The organism is Streptomyces sp. MAR4 CNX-425 (genome assembly GCF_048656465.1).
Taxonomy (GTDB): Bacteria; Actinomycetota; Actinomycetes; order Streptomycetales; family Streptomycetaceae; genus Streptomyces.
Map to the genome: position 1 here is coordinate 177,065 of NZ_JBMDLF010000003.1, position 18,005 is coordinate 195,069.

The 18,005-nt window shown below is 74.3% G+C and carries 19 protein-coding genes; 12 read left to right on the top strand and 7 right to left on the bottom strand.

Annotated features, from left to right (window positions below):
- Nucleotides 1-1,691 precede the first annotated feature (1,691 nt).
- On the bottom strand, nt 1,692-1,856 hold the full coding sequence (locus ACHZ99_RS10480; RefSeq protein WP_420304188.1) for a hypothetical protein: 165 nt from the start codon (nt 1,854-1,856) through the stop codon (nt 1,692-1,694).
- Between the two features lie 123 nt (nt 1,857-1,979).
- On the opposite strand from ACHZ99_RS10480, the gene ACHZ99_RS10485 reads away from it, so the two are divergent.
- The gene (locus ACHZ99_RS10485; protein WP_420304189.1) at nt 1,980-2,741 is read left to right on the top strand and encodes a cytochrome c biogenesis CcdA family protein; all 762 of its coding nucleotides are present in this window, start codon (nt 1,980-1,982) and stop codon (nt 2,739-2,741) included.
- Between the two features lie 65 nt (nt 2,742-2,806).
- On the opposite strand, the gene ACHZ99_RS10490 is transcribed toward ACHZ99_RS10485, so the two are convergent.
- On the bottom strand, nt 2,807-3,367 hold the full coding sequence (locus tag ACHZ99_RS10490) for a hypothetical protein (RefSeq protein WP_420304190.1): 561 nt from the start codon (nt 3,365-3,367) through the stop codon (nt 2,807-2,809).
- Between the two features lie 126 nt (nt 3,368-3,493).
- On the opposite strand from ACHZ99_RS10490, the gene hemL reads away from it, so the two are divergent.
- From hemL to ACHZ99_RS10535, 9 genes are all read left to right on the top strand, one after another.
- Nucleotides 3,494-4,846: a glutamate-1-semialdehyde 2,1-aminomutase gene (hemL, locus tag ACHZ99_RS10495; RefSeq protein WP_420304191.1), complete on the top strand. Its 1,353-nt coding sequence runs from the start codon at nt 3,494-3,496 to the stop codon at nt 4,844-4,846.
- Nucleotides 4,847-4,866: 20 nt separating this feature from the next.
- Nucleotides 4,867-5,583: a histidine phosphatase family protein gene (locus tag ACHZ99_RS10500; protein WP_420304192.1), complete on the top strand. Its 717-nt coding sequence runs from the start codon at nt 4,867-4,869 to the stop codon at nt 5,581-5,583.
- A 169-nt stretch (nt 5,584-5,752) separates the two neighbouring features.
- Nucleotides 5,753-6,352 carry a TlpA family protein disulfide reductase gene (locus ACHZ99_RS10505; protein WP_420304193.1) on the top strand — a complete coding sequence of 200 codons (600 nt, stop codon included), beginning with the start codon at nt 5,753-5,755 and terminating at the stop codon, nt 6,350-6,352.
- A gap of 9 nt (nt 6,353-6,361) precedes the next feature.
- A complete protein-coding gene (locus ACHZ99_RS10510) occupies nt 6,362-7,120 on the top strand; it encodes a cytochrome c biogenesis CcdA family protein (RefSeq protein WP_420304194.1) in 759 nt (252 codons plus the stop codon).
- A 3-nt stretch (nt 7,121-7,123) separates the two neighbouring features.
- Entirely contained in the window at nt 7,124-9,064 is a 1,941-nt protein-coding gene (gene resB / locus ACHZ99_RS10515; protein WP_420304195.1) for a cytochrome c biogenesis protein ResB, read from the top strand.
- Nucleotides 9,061-10,158 (top strand): c-type cytochrome biogenesis protein CcsB, encoded by a 1,098-nt coding sequence (gene ccsB, locus ACHZ99_RS10520; RefSeq protein ID WP_420304196.1) that lies wholly within the window; start codon nt 9,061-9,063, stop codon nt 10,156-10,158. Before resB ends, ccsB begins: the two co-directional genes overlap by 4 nt.
- A gap of 81 nt (nt 10,159-10,239) precedes the next feature.
- Entirely contained in the window at nt 10,240-10,599 is a 360-nt protein-coding gene (locus ACHZ99_RS10525; RefSeq protein ID WP_420304197.1) for a cupin domain-containing protein, read from the top strand.
- Between the two features lie 5 nt (nt 10,600-10,604).
- Nucleotides 10,605-10,901, top strand: coding sequence for a hypothetical protein (locus ACHZ99_RS10530; protein WP_420304198.1), 297 nt, complete (start codon nt 10,605-10,607; stop codon nt 10,899-10,901).
- Between the two features lie 45 nt (nt 10,902-10,946).
- Nucleotides 10,947-11,738 carry a phytanoyl-CoA dioxygenase family protein gene (locus ACHZ99_RS10535; protein WP_420304199.1) on the top strand — a complete coding sequence of 264 codons (792 nt, stop codon included), beginning with the start codon at nt 10,947-10,949 and terminating at the stop codon, nt 11,736-11,738.
- A gap of 22 nt (nt 11,739-11,760) precedes the next feature.
- Here ACHZ99_RS10535 and thrS read toward each other — a convergent pair whose 3' ends face one another.
- Together thrS and ACHZ99_RS10545 are read right to left on the bottom strand one after the other, a co-directional pair.
- Nucleotides 11,761-12,996 (bottom strand): threonine--tRNA ligase, encoded by a 1,236-nt coding sequence (thrS, locus tag ACHZ99_RS10540; RefSeq protein WP_420304200.1) that lies wholly within the window; start codon nt 12,994-12,996, stop codon nt 11,761-11,763.
- Nucleotides 12,997-13,166: 170 nt separating this feature from the next.
- Entirely contained in the window at nt 13,167-14,273 is a 1,107-nt protein-coding gene (locus ACHZ99_RS10545; RefSeq protein WP_420304201.1) for a GlxA family transcriptional regulator, read from the bottom strand.
- 97 nt (nt 14,274-14,370) lie between these two features.
- On the opposite strand from ACHZ99_RS10545, the gene ACHZ99_RS10550 reads away from it, so the two are divergent.
- Nucleotides 14,371-14,772: a cupin domain-containing protein gene (locus tag ACHZ99_RS10550; RefSeq protein ID WP_420304202.1), complete on the top strand. Its 402-nt coding sequence runs from the start codon at nt 14,371-14,373 to the stop codon at nt 14,770-14,772.
- Nucleotides 14,773-14,782: 10 nt separating this feature from the next.
- Here ACHZ99_RS10550 and ACHZ99_RS10555 read toward each other — a convergent pair whose 3' ends face one another.
- Nucleotides 14,783-15,394, bottom strand: coding sequence for a TIGR03086 family metal-binding protein (locus ACHZ99_RS10555; RefSeq protein WP_420304203.1), 612 nt, complete (start codon nt 15,392-15,394; stop codon nt 14,783-14,785).
- Between the two features lie 65 nt (nt 15,395-15,459).
- Here ACHZ99_RS10555 and ACHZ99_RS10560 point away from each other — a divergent pair, with 65 nt between their 5' ends.
- Nucleotides 15,460-16,275 carry an AraC family transcriptional regulator gene (locus ACHZ99_RS10560; RefSeq protein ID WP_420304204.1) on the top strand — a complete coding sequence of 272 codons (816 nt, stop codon included), beginning with the start codon at nt 15,460-15,462 and terminating at the stop codon, nt 16,273-16,275.
- 98 nt (nt 16,276-16,373) lie between these two features.
- On the opposite strand, the gene ACHZ99_RS10565 is transcribed toward ACHZ99_RS10560, so the two are convergent.
- Entirely contained in the window at nt 16,374-16,979 is a 606-nt protein-coding gene (locus ACHZ99_RS10565) for a TIGR03086 family metal-binding protein (protein WP_420304205.1), read from the bottom strand.
- A complete protein-coding gene (locus ACHZ99_RS10570) occupies nt 16,976-17,986 on the bottom strand; it encodes a sigma-70 family RNA polymerase sigma factor (protein ID WP_420304206.1) in 1,011 nt (336 codons plus the stop codon). The genes ACHZ99_RS10565 and ACHZ99_RS10570 overlap by 4 nt, the downstream gene beginning before the upstream one ends.
- Between the last annotated feature and the right edge of the window lie 19 nt (nt 17,987-18,005).

Genomic DNA, 18,005 nt, shown 5'->3' on the forward strand with positions numbered 1-18,005 from the left:
ACGGGCAGGCCGGCGGGTGGCCCGGCGCCGGGGAACGGGGCGGCGTCGGCGTGGGCGGCCACGCGCGAAGGCCCGCGCCGGGCGAGGCCCGCGTCGGGGACGGGCAGGTCGACGGGTGGCCCGGCGCCGGGGAACGGGGCGGCGTCGGCGTGGGCGGCCACGCGCGAAGGCCCGCGCCGGGCGAGGCCCGCGTCGGAGACGGGCAGGCCGGCGGGAGGCCCGGCGCCGGGGGACGCGGCGGCGGCGGGGTGGGAGGCCACGCGCGAAGGCCCGCGCCGGGCGAGGCCCGCGTCGGGGACGGGCAGGTCGACGGGTGGCCCGGCGCCGGGGGGACGGGGCGGCGGCGGGCTGGGCGGCCGCGCGCGAAGGCCCGCGCCGGGAGGGGCCCGTGCCGGGGACCGGCAGGTCGACGGGTGGCCCGACGCCGGGGGGACGGGGCGGCAGCGGGGTGGGCGACCGTGCGTGTGGGTCGCGGCGTCGGGGGGTTGGAGCATTTGTCCCCCCGGGCCCCACTGCCCGGCGTGTCAGGAGTGCGGGGCGCCGGGGCCTGGTCGGCGATGGGCACGGAACTGGCGGCGATCGGCCCTCGTATCGCGTCCGCACCGCAGGGCGCCCCACTGGCGCTGCCGCCCGGCGGCGATGCGCCTGCGGCTGCTCGCCGCCCCCGGGAGGGAACGCGCCGCTGCCCGGGGCCCGCACCCTGCCCCGCGGCACTCGCCCGCACCGCCCTCCGGGGTCCGCACGGGGCCCGGCGCGGCCAGGTGCCCGCCGGGTGCACGTCGGCGGGCGAAACTCGGCCCCCCGTGGGCGATTTGGTCCGGTTTCGACGGTGGGTTGCCCCGGGTTCGTCACCGCCACGTGCGCCCTGAGCGCCCGCGCGCACGTGGGTGGTCGAAACTCGGCCCCGGTGGGCGATTCGGGACGGTTTGGCGGGTGGGTTACCGCTAGTTCGTCACCGCCACGTGCGCACCGGGCGCCCGCACGCACGTGGGTGGATGGTGCCCCGTCGAGTGGTGTAGAGACGCTGGCCAATTCGAACGAACTCGGCGCGCGGACCGGCAGCTTGGTGTCCGTGGGGCACAGCGAGTCGAACGAACCTACACCACTCGGTGGGACACGTCTCGTGGGTGGTCAAAACTCGGCCTCGGTGGGCGGTTTGCCCGAGTTCGGGGAGGGGGTTACCGCGGGTTGTGACACGCGGCGCGTCCCCTCCCGGGGGCGGCGAGCAGCCGCAGGCGCATCGCCGCAGGGCGGCAGCGCCAGTGGAGCGCCCTGCGACGCAGACGCGCTACGAGGGCCGATCGCTGCCCAGCTCCGCCGCATCGCCGGCCAAGCCCGACGCCCGCACTCCTGACACACCGGGCAGCAGTGCCCCGGGGGACAAATGCTCCAACACCCCGACGCCGCACCACCGTACGCACGCCCGCCCACCCCGACACGGCCCCAACCCCCGACACCGGCCCACCAACCGCCCCGGCCACCCCCGACGCAGGCCCTCCCCCGACGCCGCGCCCCCGCACGCACGGCCGTTCACCCCGACACCGCCGCCCCCACCCCGACACCGCGCCACCGACCGCCCCGGCCACCCCTGGCGCGGCCCAAGCCCGACCCGGCCCCCACGCGCACGCCCGCCCACCCCGGCGCCGCCCCAAGCCGCGCCGTCGCCCCAAACCCCGACCCCCGACCCCCGGTCACCTGCCACCCTCGGCCACCCCCGGCGCTACCCGGCCGCGGGAGCGGAAGCCGGTGGCGAAGTACGCGGGCAGCATCACCGAGATGCAGCACGGCGCGAGCAGCGCCACCTTCCCCCCGAGCAACGACGCCAGCAGCGTCGTGCCGAACAGCGGCTCGCCCATGCGGCCCCTTTCCGCAGGCCACGGACTCGACACCCCTTATCACCTATGCAACTTCGGACCTAAATTGCATAGGAGATAGCGTGTCTGTCGACCGGCCCCTCGACCGAACGAAAGGCGCTACTCGTGGACGTCAGCCAGATAGTCGGCTCCGGCTCCCTGCTCCTGGCCGCCCCGATCGCGCTGGCCGCCGGCGCGATCACCGTCGCCTCGCCCTGCTGCCTGCCGCTGGTCCCCGGCTATCTCTCGTACGCCACCGGCATGACCGCCGCCGACGCCCACACCGCCCGCGGCAGCGCCGTCCGCTCCCGGGCACTGCTCGGCACCGCCCTGTTCATCCTCGGCTTCGCCGCCGTCTTCACCGCCTACGGCGCTCTCTTCGGCTCGCTCAGCACCCTGCTGCTGGCCCACCAGGGCACCCTCATCCGTGTCCTGGGTGTGCTCACCATCGCCCTCGGCCTGATCTTCATGGGAGTGCTGGAGCGCCTTCCGCTGCTCTCACGGACCGTCAAACCGCAGTTCACCCCGCGCGCCGGGCTGGCCGGTGCGCCGGTGCTGGGGGTGATGTTCGGCATCGGCTGGACGCCCTGCATCGGCCCGACCCTCGCCGCCGTGCTCTCCCTGTCCCTGACCACCGGCTCCGCCGGCCGTGGCGCCTTCCTGGCCTTCCTGTACGCCGTCGGCGTCGGCATCCCGTTCCTGCTCTTCACCCTCGCCCTGGGCAAGTCGCTGCGCGCCTTCGACTTCGCCCGGCGGCACACCGCCGCGGTGCTGCGCCTCGGCGGCGCGCTGCTGGTGGCGGTCGGCATCGCCCAGGTCTCCGGCCTGTGGAGCTGGATGATCTACGAGATGCAGACCTGGGTCAGCGGCTACGAACTGCCGCTCTGAACAGCCCGGACTCATGACATGCCCCGCAGCTCCGTGAAGCTGCTCCTGCGACCCAGGCCGTCAGGTCAGGGCCACACCAGGCAGTACGGCTGGTGGCCCGCCTCGTGCAGCCTGTCGGCGAACTCCTGCCACTCGTGGAGCATCCGGTAGACGTCGAAGGCGTCGCGGGGGCCGCCGCGGTCGGGGACCGTGGACCAGATGAAGGCGGCGGCGCCGACCTCCTCCTCGCCGATGCCGCGGAGCGGGTCGACGACCGTCATGGGGAGGCGGACCACCGCGTAGTCGGGGTGGAGGACGACGAGCTCCAGGGGCGGGACCTTGTGGAGCGGTATGCCCTCGATGCCGGTCAGGACCATCGCGGACATCGTTTCGGGCTTCACCTTGGCGAAGAGCCCGCCCTGGCCGAACTCGTCGCCGCCGAGTTCTTCCGGGCGCATGGAGATGGGTACGCGGGCCGCTGTCGCGCCGTCGGGCGCGCCGAAGTACTTGTACGTCACGCCGCCGGACCGGCTGTCGTTCCTGTTCACGCCCTCGCCGCCGTGGTCCACCCGGCGATGGCGTCCCGACCTGGCGCGCCGGGGCCCTCGGTCGTCGGTCCCCTCGCCCAGTTCGCCACCGCGATGCATATCTCCACCCGACTGCTTTCAGAGGTGCACTGCCCCCGCCGCGCAACCCGATCATCGTCTCAGCTACATCCCCAGCAGCGGGCCCGCGAAACACCCCGGCGCGGGTCGCCTTGCCACTCTGAGACCATGGCTTGCGTGACTTATCCGTACCAGGCTCCAGTCTCGCAGAAGCTCTTCGACCGTGCGGCCGCCGTGACACCGGGCGGCGTGAACTCTCCGGTGCGCGCCTTCCGCGCCGTGGGCGGTACGCCCCGGTTCATGGTGTCGGGGAAGGGTCCGTACCTGACCGACGCCGACGGGCGCAGCTACGTCGACCTCGTGTGCTCCTGGGGTCCGATGATCCTCGGGCACGCGCATCCCGAGGTGACCGCGGCGGTGCAGGAGGCCGTCGCGCGGGGGACGTCGTTCGGGACTCCGGGGGCCGGGGAGGTGGCGCTCGCGGAGGAGATCGTGGCCCGGGTCACCCCTGCTGAGCAGGTACGACTCGTGTCGTCGGGCACCGAGGCGACGATGTCGGCGATCCGGCTGGCGCGCGGGTTCACCGGGCGGGCGAAGGTCGTGAAGTTCGCCGGGTGCTACCACGGGCATGTCGACGCGCTGCTCGCCGCGGCCGGGTCCGGGGTCGCCACGCTGGGGCTGCCGGACACGCCGGGGGTCACCGGGGCGCAGGCCGGCGAGACGCTCGTACTGCCGTATAACGATTTGGCAGCTGTCCGCGCGGCGTTCGACGAGCACCCCGGGGAGATCGCCTGTGTGATCACCGAGGCGTCGCCCGGGAACATGGGCGCGGTGCCGCCGCTGCCCGGCTTCAACCAGGGGCTGAAGGACCTGTGCGCCGAGCACGGCGCGCTGTACGTGTCCGACGAGGTGATGACCGGCTTCCGCACCTCCCGGGCCGGCTGGTACGGGGTCGACGGCGTGACCCCGGACCTCATGACCTTCGGCAAGGTCATGGGCGGCGGCTTCCCGGCCGCCGCGTTCGGCGGCCGGGCGGACGTGATGGGGCGGCTCGCGCCCGCCGGGCCCGTGTACCAGGCGGGCACGCTCTCCGGGAACCCCGTGGCCACCGCCGCCGGGCTCGCGCAGCTGCGGCTGCTGGACGACGCGGCGTACGCGAAGCTGGACGCCGTCTCGGCGCAGCTCCGGCAGCTCGTCGCGGAGGCGCTGGGCAAGGAGGGCGTGGCGCACCGGGTGCAGACGGCCGGCAACATGTTCTCCGTCTTCTTCACGGATTCTCCCGTTACCGACTACGAAGGCGCCCGGACGCAGCGTACGGAGCAGTTCACCGCGTTCTTCCACGCGATGCTCGCCGCGGGGGTGTACCTGCCGCCGTCCGCCTTCGAGTGCTGGTTCGTCTCCACGGCGATCGGCGACGCGGAGATCGAGCGGATCGCCGGCGCGCTGCCGGCCGCCGCCCGCGCCGCCGCCGAAGCCGGTGCCGGTGCCGGTGCCGGGGGCGGCTCCGGAACTCGGGAGTAGGACGTACCACAATGGCTGGCATGCGCGGTAAAGATGAAGAGATCCTCACCGTCGTACACGTGCTGCGCCACGGTGAGGTCCACAACCCGGACGGCGTCCTCTACGGCCGCAACCCCGGCTTCCACCTCTCCGACCTGGGCCGGCGGATGGCCGAGCGGGTCGCCGAGCACCTCGCCGGCCGCGACATCCGGTACGTCGCCGCCTCCTCCCTGGAGCGCGCGCAGGAGACCGCCGCGCCCGTGGCGAAGGCGCACGGCGTGGACGTCGCGACCGACGACCGGCTCATCGAGGCGGCCAACGTCTTCGAGGGCAAGGCGTTCGGCGTGGGGGACGGCGCGCTGCGCAAGCCGGCGAACTGGAAGTACTTCACCAACCCCTTCCGCCCCTCCTGGGGCGAGCCGTACGTCGAGCAGGTCGTACGGATGACGGGCGCGCTGCAGTCCGCGCGCGAGGCCGCCCGCGGGCACGAGGCCGTCTGCGTCAGCCACCAGCTGCCGATCTGGGTGCTGCGCAGCTTCGCCGAGGGGCGGCGGCTGTGGCACGACCCGCGGTCGCGGCAGTGCACGCTGGCGTCGCTGACGACGTTCACCTTCGACGGCGACGACATCGTGTCCGTCGGCTACAGCGAGCCCGCCCGCGACCTCGTGCCGCCGCACCTGCTCGCGGGGGCGCAGCGCAAGTTCGGCCGCGGCGCCATCCGCGGGCCCGCCGCCAACGCGCAGGCCCCGCGACCGTAGTCCCGCACGGCCGTAGTCCCGCGCGGCCATGATCCCGCGCGGTCGTGGTCCCCCGCGGCCGTGGTCCCGCGCGGTGCAGATGGGCAGGCCAGACGGTAGACAGCAGGCCGCCGCGCGCGCTAAAGGGGGGTGGGGAAGATCCCTCTCCGGCCCATGCGAAACTTTTCACATGATTTCTGCGAGGAGGCCCCATCGCCGGACCCTCGCGGCCGCCGCCGCGGTCGCCGCCGGCGCGCTGGTGCTGACCGGGTGCGGGGACGACGCGACGTCGTCCGGCGGCAATACCCAGTTCGTCAGCGGCACCGGCGAGCTCACGGTGGTCAAGCCGAGCAAGCGCGTCGCGGCCCCGGACATCTCCGGTGAGACCACCCACGGCAAGCAGCTCGCGCTCGCCGACTACCGCGGCAAGGTCGTCGTCCTCAACGTGTGGGGCTCCTGGTGCGCCCCCTGCATCTCCGAGGCGCCGCACCTGCGCAAGGTCGCCGAGGACACCGCCGACCGCGGCGTGCAGTTCATCGGCATCAACACCCGCGACCTTGAGCCCGCCAACGCGCGGGCGTTCGACCGCGAGCACAACATCAAGTACCCGAGCCTGTACGACCCGATGGGGAAGCTGATTCTGGAGTTCCCCAAGAACACCCTCGCGCCGCAGGCGATCCCCTCCACGCTGATCCTGGACCGGGAGGGGAAGATCGCCGTACGGGCCCTCAAGCCGCTCGGCGAGGAGGAGCTGCGCAAGGCCCTCGACCCGGTCATCGAGGAGAAGTGACGTAACGCCATGGTGGAGCCGAACCAGACCGTGCTGACCGGGGCCCTGCTGCTGGCCTTCCCGGTCGCGGTGTTCGGCGGCCTGGTGTCGTTCTTCTCCCCCTGCGTGCTGCCGCTCGTCCCGGGCTATCTCAGCTACGTCACCGGGGTCAGCGGCACCGACCTGGAGCACGCCCGCCGCGGCCGGATGGTCGCCGGCGCCACGCTCTTCGTCCTCGGCTTCACCGCGGTCTTCGTCTCGACCGGCGCGTTCTTCGGCGGCGTCGGCAACAACCTCCTGACGCACCGGGAGACGATCTCCAAGGTCGTCGGGGGGCTGACGATAGTGCTCGGGCTGGTGTTCATGGGCGTGCTGGGCGGCGCGCTCGGCGGGTTCACCCAGCGCGAGTTCCGGCTGCACCGGCGGCCGTCCGTGGGGCTGGCCGGGGCACCGATGCTCGGGATGGTCTTCGGCATCGGCTGGACCCCGTGCATCGGGCCGACGCTGATCTCGGTGCTCGCGCTGTCCACGAACGAGGCCAGCGCCGGCCGCGGCGCCCTGCTGACGGTGGCGTACTGCCTGGGCCTCGGGCTGCCGTTCATCCTCGCCGCCGTCGCCTTCCGCCGGGCGCTCGGGGCGTTCGCCTGGGTCAAGAAGCACTATGTGTGGGTCATGCGAATCGGCGGCGGGATGCTCGTCGTGACCGGCATCCTGCTGCTCACGGGCGCCTGGGACCACATCATCAACGAGATGCAGGTCTGGTCGTCGAACTTCACGGTGGAGGTCTGAGCCATGACCACGACCGACGAGCGCGAGCTCACGGCCGCCGCGTCCCAGTTGTCCACGGCGCCGGTCGACGACGCGCCGCAGAGCCCGGGGCCGCAGGGCGGCTCGTTCGGGCGGGAGCTGGTGGCGTGGGCCCGCTGGTTCTGGCGGCAGCTGACGTCGATGCGGGTGGCGCTGATCCTGCTCTTCCTGCTGTCGCTGGGCTCCGTGCCCGGGTCGCTCATCCCGCAGAACTCGGTCAACGAGATCGCCGTCACCCAGTTCCGCGAGCGGCACGAGACCCTGGCGCCGATCTACGACAAGCTGCAGCTGTTCGACGTCTACAGCTCGGTGTGGTTCTCGGCGATCTACATCCTGCTGTTCATCTCCCTGGCCGGCTGCATCATCCCGCGCACCTGGCAGTTCGTCGGCCAGCTCCGCGCCCGCCCGCCGCGCGCTCCGCGCAACCTGACCCGGCTGCCCGCGCACACCACGTGGGAGACCGAGGCCGGTGAGGCGGAGGTGCGCGAGGCCGCCGAGCGGGTCTTCCGGCGGCGCCGCTTCCGCTACTCCGTGGCGCCGGCCGGCGCCGGCGGCGGCGGTGCGGTGTCCGCGGAGAAGGGCTATCTGCGCGAGGCCGGGAACCTGCTGTTCCACATCGCGCTCTTCGTCCTCCTCGTCGCCTTCGCGACCGGCAACCTCCTGCGCGTCGAGGGCGGCAAGCTGATCGTCGAGGGCGACGGGTTCGCCAACACCCTCACGCAGTACGACGACTTCCAGGACTCCGCCTTCGGCGCCGATCTCGATCCCTTCGGCTTCACGCTGGACGACTTCACGGCGACGTTCGAGAAGAGCGGGCCGCAGCGCGGCACGGCGCGCGAGTTCTACGCCGACCTGACCTGGTGGGAGGGCGCCGACGGCGAGCGGCACAAGGAGCGGGTCGAGGTCAACCACCCGCTCCAGATCGACGACACCAAGATCTTCCTCATCGGCCACGGCTACGCGCCCGTCGTCACGGTCCGCGACGGGCAGGGCAACGTGGCGTTCACCGGCCCGGTGGCGTTCCTGCCGCAGGACGGCAACCACACCTCCACGGGCGCGATCAAGGTCCCGAGCTACCGGGACGAGAACGGCAAGAAGTCGGACATCGCCTTCCAGGGCATCTTCGCGCCGACCTACGGCGGCTTCGGCCGGCAGGGCGCCATGTTCTCGCAGTTCCCCGGGCCGCAACTCCCGGCGCTGTTCCTCAACGCCTACCGCGGCGACCTCGGCCTGGAATCGGGCGTTCCGCAGAACGTGTACCAGCTCGACACCGAGGACCTGAAGCGGTTCAAGCAGAAGAACGGCGAGCCGCTGAAGAAGATGCTGCGGCCCGGCGACACGTTCAAGCTGCCGAACGGGGCGGGGTCGCTGAAGTTCGAGCGGCTGGAGCGCTGGGCGAGCTTCCAGATCTCCCAGCAGCCCGGCAACTACTGGGCGCTGGCCGGTTCGCTGCTCGCGGTCGTCGGCCTCGCGGGGTCGCTGTTCATCCAGCGCCGGCGGGTGTGGCTGCGGGCGACGGCGGGGGCTGACGGCCGTACGGTCGTGGAGCTGGCCGGGCTGGGGCGCAGCGAGAGCGCGCGGCTGCCGGAGGAGCTGGCGGACCTGGCGGTGGAGTTGCAGACCGGCGGCGCGCCGCCGGTGGCGGCGGACGGCGACACGTCCGGGGCCGGTGCCGGGGACGAGTCCGGCGCGGGCGGGGGCGGGTCCGCGGCGGGCGGTGCGAAGTCCGTAGAGTCCGAAGCCACGTCCGAAGAGCCGGCGTCCGAAGAGCAGGCGTCCGACGAGGCGGCGTCCGAGAAGGCGGCGCCCGACGAGGCGGCGGCCGAAGAGCCCGTGTCCGAACAGCCGACGTCCGAAGAGAAGCAGACCGAGTCAGAAGCACCCGAAGGGCCCGGAGCCCAGCCCCATGAAGGAGCGCGCGCGTGATCCTCGCTGCCGCGACCAACCAGAACCTGGCGGACCTCAGCAACGTCCTCATCTACTCCGCGATGGCCGTCTACGCCCTCGCCTTCTTCGCACACGTCGGGGAGTGGGTCTTCGGCAGCCGTAGCCGGGTGGCCACCACCTCCGCCGCGCTCACCCCGGCGCAGGCGGCCGGCGGGGACGCGGCCCCCGTGACCGTGACCGTCAAGCGGCGCGGCGGCGGCACCACCGTGCTGGAGCGGCCGAAGGTCGTCACCCGCACCCCCGGCGGCGGCCGGGAGGTGCCCGACGGGCCGGGCGCCGCGGGCGGCGACGAGCAGGGCGACGTGTACGGCCGCGTCGCGGTCTCGCTCACCGTGCTGGCGTTCGCGCTGCACGCCGCCGGGGTGCTGATGCGCGCCCTGTCGGTGGAGCGGGCGCCGTGGGGCAACATGTACGAGTTCTCCACGACGTTCTCGATGGTCGCGGTCGCCTCGTACCTCGGCTTCCTGGTGGCCGGCAAGAACGTCCGCTGGATGGGCCTGCCGCTCATCACCACGGTCCTGCTGGACCTGGGCCTGGCGGTGTCGGTGCTCTACACCGACAGCGACCAGCTGGTGCCCGCGCTCGACTCGTACTGGCTGTGGATCCACGTCTCGCTCGCCATCGCCTGCGGGGCGCTGTTCTACCTCGGCGCGGTCGCGACGGTCCTCTACCTCTTCCGCGACCGCTACGAGGCGAAGCTCGCCGACCCGAGCGGCCCGCAGCCCGGCTCGTTCGCGCAGTCGGTGCTCGCCCGGCTGCCCGCGGCGTCGTCGCTGGACAAGTTCGCGTACCGGGTGAACGCGGCGGTGTTCCCGTTCTGGACGTTCACGATCGTCGCGGGCGCCATCTGGGCGGAGAGCGCCTGGGGCCGCTACTGGGGCTGGGACCCCAAGGAGGTCTGGTCGTTCATCACGTGGGTCGCGTACGCCTGTTACCTGCACGCGCGCGCCACGGCCGGGTGGAAGGGCCGCAAGGCGGCGTACCTGGCGATCGCCGCGTTCCTGTGCTTCCTCTTCAACTACTACGGCGTCAACATCTTCGTCGACGGCCTGCACTCGTACTCCGGCATGTAGGAACAATCGCGAACCTCCCTTTCTTGCCGCGCGCCGCCCGGGCGGCGCACACTGGAATGCGGCAGGAAGGGAGGTATCGCCATGCTGGAAGTAAAGACAGTCGAGAAGCCCGATGAGCGGCGCGATTTCCCGCGCGGCCACCTCGAAGCGGTTCACCTGAGCGGTCTCGACTTCGCCGTCGCCACGTTCGAGCCGGGCTGGCGCTGGTCGGAGTCGGTGAAACCCCTGGCGGGTACCGAGAGCTGCATGGTGCACCACAACGGATACGTCGTCCAGGGCCGCATGCACATCCTCATGGACGGCGGTCAGGAGTCCGAGGTGGGCCCCGGCGACGTCTTCGTCTGCCCGCCCGGACACGACGCGTGGGTCACCGGGGACGAACAGGTCGTCCTCTACGACTTCGCCGGCGGCATGGCGGCGGATTACGCGAAGGAGGGCTGAGGACGATGGCGTTCGTTCAGCTCATCGAATACGAGACCGACCGTGACGAAGGCGAACTGAGCCGCGTCATGGACGAATGGATGCAGGCAACGGAAGGAAAGCGCACGATGTCCCGGGAAATGCACACCCGGGACCGTGAGAACAACGGGCACTACGTGGACATCGTCGAATTCCCCTCGTATGAGCGGGCGATGGCCAACAGTGACCTGCCGGAGACGCAGCGTGCCGCCCGGCGGTTCCGGGAGCTGTGCAGCTCCGAGCCCAGGTTCGTCAATCTGGAAGTCGTCGAGGAACGCACCTGACGGCGCCCTCTGGCCCGGGGTGGCTCCCGGGGCCATCCTGGGGCCATGGCCACCTCCAACGGCTACGTCCTCGACGAGTCCCCGCGCCGCCTCGGTACGCTGCGCCCCGTGCCCGACGCCGAGCGGGAGGACCGCGGGGCGCTGTGGGAGCGGCTGCGGCGGCAGGGGTACCTGTGGCTGCGGGGAGCGCTCGACCCCGACGCCGTACACGGGTTCCGCCGCTTCTACTTCGCGCACGTCGACCCGGAGCTGCCCCGCGGGGAGCAGCGCGAGGCGCTGTTCGGGCGGGTGGTGCCGGGCCCCGAGTACGCGGCGTTCTGCGCGCAGCCGGCGGTCCGGGACTGGTACGCGTGGTTCCTCGGCGGCGAGACGTTCCTGCACCGGCGCAGGATCCTGCGCCACACCTGCCCCGGCGAGGCCGGCGTCGGCACGGCCACGCAGGCGCACTACGACCTCGTCTATCTCCGCGAGGGTACGGACCGGGTGCTCAGCTCGTGGATCCCGCTCGGCGACTGCCCGGTGGAGCTGGGCGGGCTGGTGTACCTGGAGGGCAGCCACGCGCGCGTGCTGGCGGAGGAGGCGGCGGGCACCCTGAAGCGCCCGGCCGCCTCGCTCACCGCCGACCTGCCCGCGCTGGCCGAGGAGTACGACGCGCGCTGGCTCCTCGCCGACTACGCGGCCGGCGACATGGTCGTCCACTCGGCGCACATGGTGCACGCGTCGCTGGACAACACCGCGGACACGTACCGCCTGTCGACCGACATCCGCTACCAGCGCGCCGACCAGCCCATCGACTGGCGCTGGCAGGAGCACTGGCACGACCTCGACGGGCTCTGACCGGCCCGGGGCGGCTTCCGGGTCACGCGCCCTCCGGCCAGAGCGCCGGCCGCCGCGCCGCCACCGCCGCCGCCATCCGCGCCACCGCCTCGGCCGCCGGCAGCGGCGCGAGCCGCCGCCCGTCGCGCAGCCGCAGCGCCGCCTCGCCCCCGGCGGCCTCCCGCGGCCCGACCACCGCCTGGTACGGCGCCAGCCGCGCCGCCCGTACCCGCGCGCCCAGGGTGCCCCGCTCCGGGCCCGCCAGCTCCGCGCGCAGCCCCGCCTCGACGCACCGCCGCACCAGCGCCGCCGCCGGCGCCACCTCCGCCTCCCCCACCGGCAGCACCACCGCCTGCACCGGCGCCAGCCACGGCGGGAACGCCCCCTGGTGCACCTCGATCAGCTGCGCCACCGCCCGCTCCGCGCTGCCGACGACGGACCGGTGGACCATCACCGGGCGGTGCCGGGCGCCGTCCGCGCCCACGTACGCCAGGCCGAAGCGGGCGGGCTGGTGGAAGTCGACCTGCACGGTGGACAGGGTCGCCTCGCGGCCCGCCGCGTCGCGCACCTGGACGTCGATCTTCGGCCCGTAGAACGCCGCCTCGCCCTCCTCCGCGTCGTACGGGACGCCCGCCGCCGCGAGCGCCTCCTCCAGCAGCGCGCCCGCCCGCCGCCACAGCCCGGGGTCGCGCACGTACTTGCCGCCGGGGCCGGGCAGCGAGAGCCGGTGGCGGGCGGCGTCGAGGCCCATCGCGGCGTACGCCTCGCGGATCATGCGCAGCGCCGCGAGCGCCTCGTCGGCGACCTGCTCCAGGGTGCAGAAGACGTGCGCGTCGTTGAGCTGGATGGCGCGTACGCGGGTGAGCCCGCCGAGGACGCCGGACAGCTCGGCGCGGTACATGGCGCCCAGCTCGGCCAGGCGCAGCGGCAGGTCGCGGTAGCTGCGCTCGCGGGCGCGGTAGATCAGGGCGTGGTGGGGGCACAGGCTGGGGCGGAGCACGACCTCCTCGCCCTCGGGGCCGGAGCCGAGGCGCAGGGGCGGGAACATGTCGTCGCGGTAGTGCTCCCAGTGGCCGGACAGCTCGTACAGCTCGCGCTTGCCGAGCACGGGCGAGTAGACGCGCTGGTAGCCGGCGCGGTGTTCGAGGCCGGCGACGTACTCCTCCAGCGCCTGCCGCACGGCGGCGCCGGCGGGCAGCCAGTAGGGCAGTCCGGCGCCGATGAGGGGGTCGGTGTCGAAGAGGTCGAGTTCGCGGCCGAGGCGGCGGTGGTCCTGCACGGTGGGCTCCTCGCGGGTCGGTGGGGGCCGGTGGGGCGGGGCCGCCCGCGGGGGCGCGCACGGCGAAGCCCCGGGGCGGTCCGCCCCGGGGCTTCGGCTGGGTCGTGGGTCAGCGCGCCGGGACGGTGTCCGGCGTCGTCGTCTGCACAGCGCGCTTCATGCGGAGGAGGTTAGCAGGAGCAGGCGGCGGGTTCCGGCCCTTTTTCGGGTACGGGCACGGATGCTGGGCCGGGTACGGGCACGGGTGCTGGGCCGGGTACGGGTACGGGGCCGGGCGCCTCCGGCACGGGCGCCGCCCGCGCCGGGCCGAAGCGGTCCCGGTACGCCGACGGGCTCAGCCCCGTACGCCGCCGCAGCTGCGCCCGCAGGTTCGCCGCCGTGCCCAGCCCGCTCGTCCGCGCCACCACCTCCAGCCGCCCCTCGCCGCGCTCGATCAGCCGGCACGCCAGCGCCACCCGCTCCCCCGTCAGCCACGCCAGCGGCGTCGTGCCCAGCTCGCGCACGAACCGCCGGTGCAGCGTGGCGGGGCTGACGGCCGCCTGCCCGGCCAGGTCGGCGACGGTCAGCGGCCGGTCGAGGCGCTCCGCCGCCCAGGCCAGCACCGGGGCGAGCGAGGCGTCCGGCACCTCGGGCACCGGGCGCTCGATGAACTGCCGCTGGCCGCCGTCGCGGTGGGCGGCGAAGACCAGGCGCCGGCTGACGTGGTTGGCCACCTCGGCGCCGTGGTCGCGGCGGATCAGGTGCAGCCCCAGGTCCAGGGCGGCGGCGCTGCCGGCGGCGGTGAGCACGTCGCCGTCGTCGACGAAGAGCACGTCGCGCCGGACCCGTACGGCCGGGTGGCGGGCGGCGAAGCGGTCGGCCCAGCGCCAGTGGATCGCCGCCGGGCGGTGGTCGAGCACGCCGGCGGCGGCGAGCGCGTACGCGCCGGTGCAGAAGCTCACCAGCCGGGCGCCCCGGGCGGCGGCGCGGCGGATGGCGGCGACGACGGGGGCGGTGGGCGGCGTGTCGTCGGGGCGGTTGGGGACGATCACGGTGTCCGCGGCGTCGGCGGCTTCGAGGCCGGGGACGCCGCTCAGGGTGAAGAAGCCGTCGTGCATGCGCACGTCGGGGGCGGGGGCGCAGAGCGTGAAGTCGTACCACGGCACGTCCAGCTCGGGGCGGCGCAGCCCGAAGAGCTCGGTGGCGATGCCCATCTCGAAGGGGTTCGAGCCGGCGTCGACGAGCATGGCGACGCGGTGCGCTCCGCCCGCATCCGGGTGCGAGGATTCTTGCGGCATATGCGATTCGTAGCACTCCCGGCGCGCTCCTGTCACGCGCAGGATGGGTGGGGAGAGATCGCCGCGCCCCCGCGGCGAGGGAAGCGAGGAGTCCATCGTGATCAGCCACCCCGCCGAGCCCACCGCCCTCGGGAACGCGCTGGAGCGCATCGCGGAACCGTGGAGTCCGCACGTCGTCGCGCGGGTCAACGACTACGACGTCAAGATCGCCCACGCCGAGGGCGAGCATGTGTGGCACGTGCACGAGCACACCGACGAGTTCTTCCTCGTCGTCGAGGGTGAGCTGCGCATCGGCCTGCGCGAGGAGGACGGCGAGCGCACGGTCACGCTGCCGAAGGGCGCGGTGTTCACCGTGCCGCGCGGCGTCGAGCACCGGCCGGTGGCCGCGCCCGGCACGGCGATCATGATGTTCGAGCCGGCCGGCACCGTGAACGTCGGCGACCGCCACGAGGCCGTGCCGGGCCACATCCCCGCGACGACCGGCTTCGAGCTGGCGTAGCGCGCCGGGGTCAGCCCGCCGGCTGCCGCGGGTCGCGGCCCGTCGCGGCCAGCGCGCGGTCGAAGGGCGGGGCGTCCGCCGGTACGGACACGGGGTCTGCGAAGCCGTCGTACTTCCGGTACATCTCGCCGTGGTCCTCCGCGACCCGCAGCACCAGCGCCGCCACCCCCGCCGAGGCCCGGTACTCCTGCCCGGTGGCGCGCGCCACGTCCCAGCCGTGCACCGCCATCTCCTTGGCGATCACCGCGGCCACCTCCGGCGCCGCCATCGACAGGAAGCCCAGGTCGACGTCGCCCTCCCAGGCCGCGGGCGCCGCCCAGGCGGCGAGGGCCCGGTCGAGCTGCGCGGCGTACGCGTCCGCCCAGCCGGGCTCGGCGGCGAAGTCGCGCTTCGGCAGGTCGTCGGGGAGCGCGGTGCGGTGGGCGCGGTGCTCCAGGCCGTGGGAGGTGAAGGCGACCCAGTGGTTGACGAGGGCGCGTACGTCCCAGTCCGCGCAGGGCGTCGGCCCGCCGAGCTGCTCCGGCCGCACGCCGCGGGCGATACGGGCCGCCTCCTCGGCGCACTCCTTCATCACGGCGTACACGGCTGCGTTCTCGGTGCTCTGGCTGTTCTCGCTGCTCATACGGGCGAACGTACGGCGGGGCGGCGCGGCGGGTCTTGAACAAACGCGACAGCTACGCTGCGCGTATGCCCGCACCCGGCTCCGGTTTCGACGACGCGCACGGCGTGCTGCACCCCGGCGAGCACGCCCGCCTCGCCTCGCTCGACCGCCGCGCGCCCGGCGCGGCGGCGGCGCCGTTCGTCGAGTGGTACTGGCACGTGCGCTGGCGGCTGCCGGGCACGGAGACGTACGACACGCAGGTGCTCACCCACCCCACCCTGCACCTGGTCTTCGAGGAGCCCGAGCCGCTCGTGTACGGGGTGCAGCGCGACCTGTTCGTCCGGCGGCTGGCGGGCGCCGGGCAGGTGCTCGGGGTGCGGTTCCGGCCCGGCGGCTTCCGGGCGCTGGCGCCGGGGCCGGTCGTGGAGCTGGCGGACCGGCGGGTGCCGGCGGCCGAGCTGTTCGGGCCCGGCGTGGCGGAGGTGGGCCGGGCGGTGCTGGCGGCGGCGGACGCGGCGGAGATGTGCGCCCGGGCGGAGGAGTTCCTGCGGCCGCTGCTGCCGGCCGCGCCGGAGCCCGCCGCCGAGGAGGCGGCGGCCGCGGTGGCGCGGATCGCGGCGGAGCCGGGGCTGCTGCGGGTGGACCAGGTGGCGGCGCAGGCGGGGATGTCCGTACGGCGGTTGCAGCGGCTGTTCGCGGAGTACGTCGGGGCGAGCCCGAAGTGGGTGCTGCGGCGGGCCCGGTTGCAGGAGGCGGCGGCGCGGGCGGACGCGGGCGCGGCGCTGGACCTCGCGGCGCTGGCGGCGGACCTGGGGTACGCGGACCAGGCGCACCTGACGCGGGACTTCACCGCGACGGTGGGCGCGCCGCCGTCGCGGTACGCGGGCGGCACGGCGGGCTGACGGCGCGGGGCCCGGCGGCGGGCCCGTACCGCGTACGGCACCGGCAGGGGGCGCGCCGGGGGCCACGACCGGCCCCGCGCCCCCTGCCCGTACGCCCCTCAGCCCGCCCAGCCCGCCCAGTCCGGCCGCCGCCCCAGATAGGCCACCAGCCGCTCCCCCGGCCCCGCCTCCTCCCGCACCCACCGCACCTCCGCGAACCGCACCGGCCGGTCCTCCGCCGCCACGAACAGCGGCGCCAGCTCCAGCAGCTCCTCCGCCAGCGCCGCCGGCACCGGCTCCGGCTGCCCGCTGGCGCGGGCCAGGTCCCAGCCGTGCACCGCCAGCTCCAGCGCGCCCGTACAGGTCACCACCGCCGCCGCCAGCGGCAGCCGGCCGACCGTCACCAGCTCCCGCCGCCGCACCGCCGCCCACGCGCCGAGCAGCCGCCGGGCCCGGTCCCGCACCGCCCCGACCGGGTCGGCGAGGCTGTACGCGGCCTGCGGCTTGAGCGCGACGTGGCCGGTGTCCGCGGCCTCGTTGAGCGCCGCCATGGAGTCGCCGACGTGCGCGAGGAGCTGCCCGAGGTCCCACCGCGCGCACGGCGTCGGCCGCCGCAGGTCGCCGGGGCCGATGGGGTGCAGCACGCCCAGGGCGTACGTCACCGAGCGCTCCAGCAGCGCCACACCGCCGCGCAGCGCCGGGGGCGCGGTCCCGTCGGGCCTCATCGGGCGCCCCCGTCCGTCAGGGCCGCCGGCAGACCGGCCGCGGCGAAGAGCGAGGTGTCGAAGAAGCAGCCGACGTGCGAGACGGCGCGGCCTTCGGGCGCGACCGTCAGCACGTGCAGCGCGAACGGACGGTAGACGCCGTAGGCGCCGTCCGGGCCACGGGTGTAGAGCGCGAAGCCCGGCTGCCCGTTGAGGCCCACCGGCAGCAGACGCGCCTCACCGGGCGCGTACGGGCACTGCACGGTGGTGAGCGTCGCCACCTTCTCCGGCCCGCGGAACCACGCGGGGAACGGCGGCATCTCCCAGACCACGTCCTCGGTGAAGAGACGCACGATCTCCCGCACGTCCTTGGTGACGAACGCGTCGACGTACCGGTCCAGCAGCTCCCGCCGCGCCGCGTCGTCCGGCTCGGCGACCGACTCCTCGCTCGGCGCGGCCTTCTCCAGCTGCGCGCGGGCGCGCTGGAGCGCGCTGTTCACGGACGCGGTGGACGTGTCCAGCAGCTCCGCGACCTCGGCGGCCTTCCAGCGCAGCACGTCGCGCAGCAGCAGCACCGCGCGCTGCCGCGGCGGCAGGTGCTGCAACGCGGCGACGAACGCGAGCCGCACGGACTCCCGCGCCCCCACGACCGCCGCCGGGTCCGTCTCCGCCGGCTCCACCAGCGCGTCCGGCACCGGCTCCAGCCACGGCACCTCGGGCCGCTCGGCGAGCTGCCCGGCCGGGTCGTCGCCGGGGCCGCCGAGGCCGGTGGGCAGGGGACGGCGCCGGCGGCCCTCCAGGGCGGTGAGGCAGGCGCGGGTGGCGATGGTGTGCAGCCAGGTGCGCAGCGAGGAGCGGCCCTCGAAGTTCCCGTACGCCCGCCAGGCGCGCAGGTACGTCTCCTGCACCAGGTCCTCGGCGTCGTGCACCGAGCCGAGCATGCGGTAACAGTGCGCGAGCAGCTCGCGCCGGTAGGGGTCGGACAACCGGAGGAAGTCCTCCTCCGCCGCCGTGTTCGCCGTAGCCATCGCCGCTCCGCCCCTCTCC

Coding starts and splice junctions, on each gene's coding strand:
- ACHZ99_RS10480 (WP_420304188.1), bottom strand. CDS start 1,856: ATGGGCGAGCCGCTGTTCGGCACGACGCTGCTGGCGTCGTTGCTCGGG.
- ACHZ99_RS10490 (WP_420304190.1), bottom strand. CDS start 3,367: ATGCATCGCGGTGGCGAACTGGGCGAGGGGACCGACGACCGAGGGCCC.
- hemL (WP_420304191.1), top strand. CDS start 3,494: ATGGCTTGCGTGACTTATCCGTACCAGGCTCCAGTCTCGCAGAAGCTC.
- ACHZ99_RS10500 (WP_420304192.1), top strand. CDS start 4,867: ATGCGCGGTAAAGATGAAGAGATCCTCACCGTCGTACACGTGCTGCGC.
- ACHZ99_RS10505 (WP_420304193.1), top strand. CDS start 5,753: ATGATTTCTGCGAGGAGGCCCCATCGCCGGACCCTCGCGGCCGCCGCC.
- ACHZ99_RS10510 (WP_420304194.1), top strand. CDS start 6,362: ATGGTGGAGCCGAACCAGACCGTGCTGACCGGGGCCCTGCTGCTGGCC.
- resB (WP_420304195.1), top strand. CDS start 7,124: ATGACCACGACCGACGAGCGCGAGCTCACGGCCGCCGCGTCCCAGTTG.
- ACHZ99_RS10525 (WP_420304197.1), top strand. CDS start 10,240: ATGCTGGAAGTAAAGACAGTCGAGAAGCCCGATGAGCGGCGCGATTTC.
- ACHZ99_RS10530 (WP_420304198.1), top strand. CDS start 10,605: ATGGCGTTCGTTCAGCTCATCGAATACGAGACCGACCGTGACGAAGGC.
- ACHZ99_RS10535 (WP_420304199.1), top strand. CDS start 10,947: ATGGCCACCTCCAACGGCTACGTCCTCGACGAGTCCCCGCGCCGCCTC.
- ACHZ99_RS10545 (WP_420304201.1), bottom strand. CDS start 14,273: ATGCCGCAAGAATCCTCGCACCCGGATGCGGGCGGAGCGCACCGCGTC.
- ACHZ99_RS10555 (WP_420304203.1), bottom strand. CDS start 15,394: ATGAGCAGCGAGAACAGCCAGAGCACCGAGAACGCAGCCGTGTACGCC.
- ACHZ99_RS10560 (WP_420304204.1), top strand. CDS start 15,460: ATGCCCGCACCCGGCTCCGGTTTCGACGACGCGCACGGCGTGCTGCAC.
- ACHZ99_RS10565 (WP_420304205.1), bottom strand. CDS start 16,979: ATGAGGCCCGACGGGACCGCGCCCCCGGCGCTGCGCGGCGGTGTGGCG.
- ACHZ99_RS10570 (WP_420304206.1), bottom strand. CDS start 17,986: ATGGCTACGGCGAACACGGCGGCGGAGGAGGACTTCCTCCGGTTGTCC.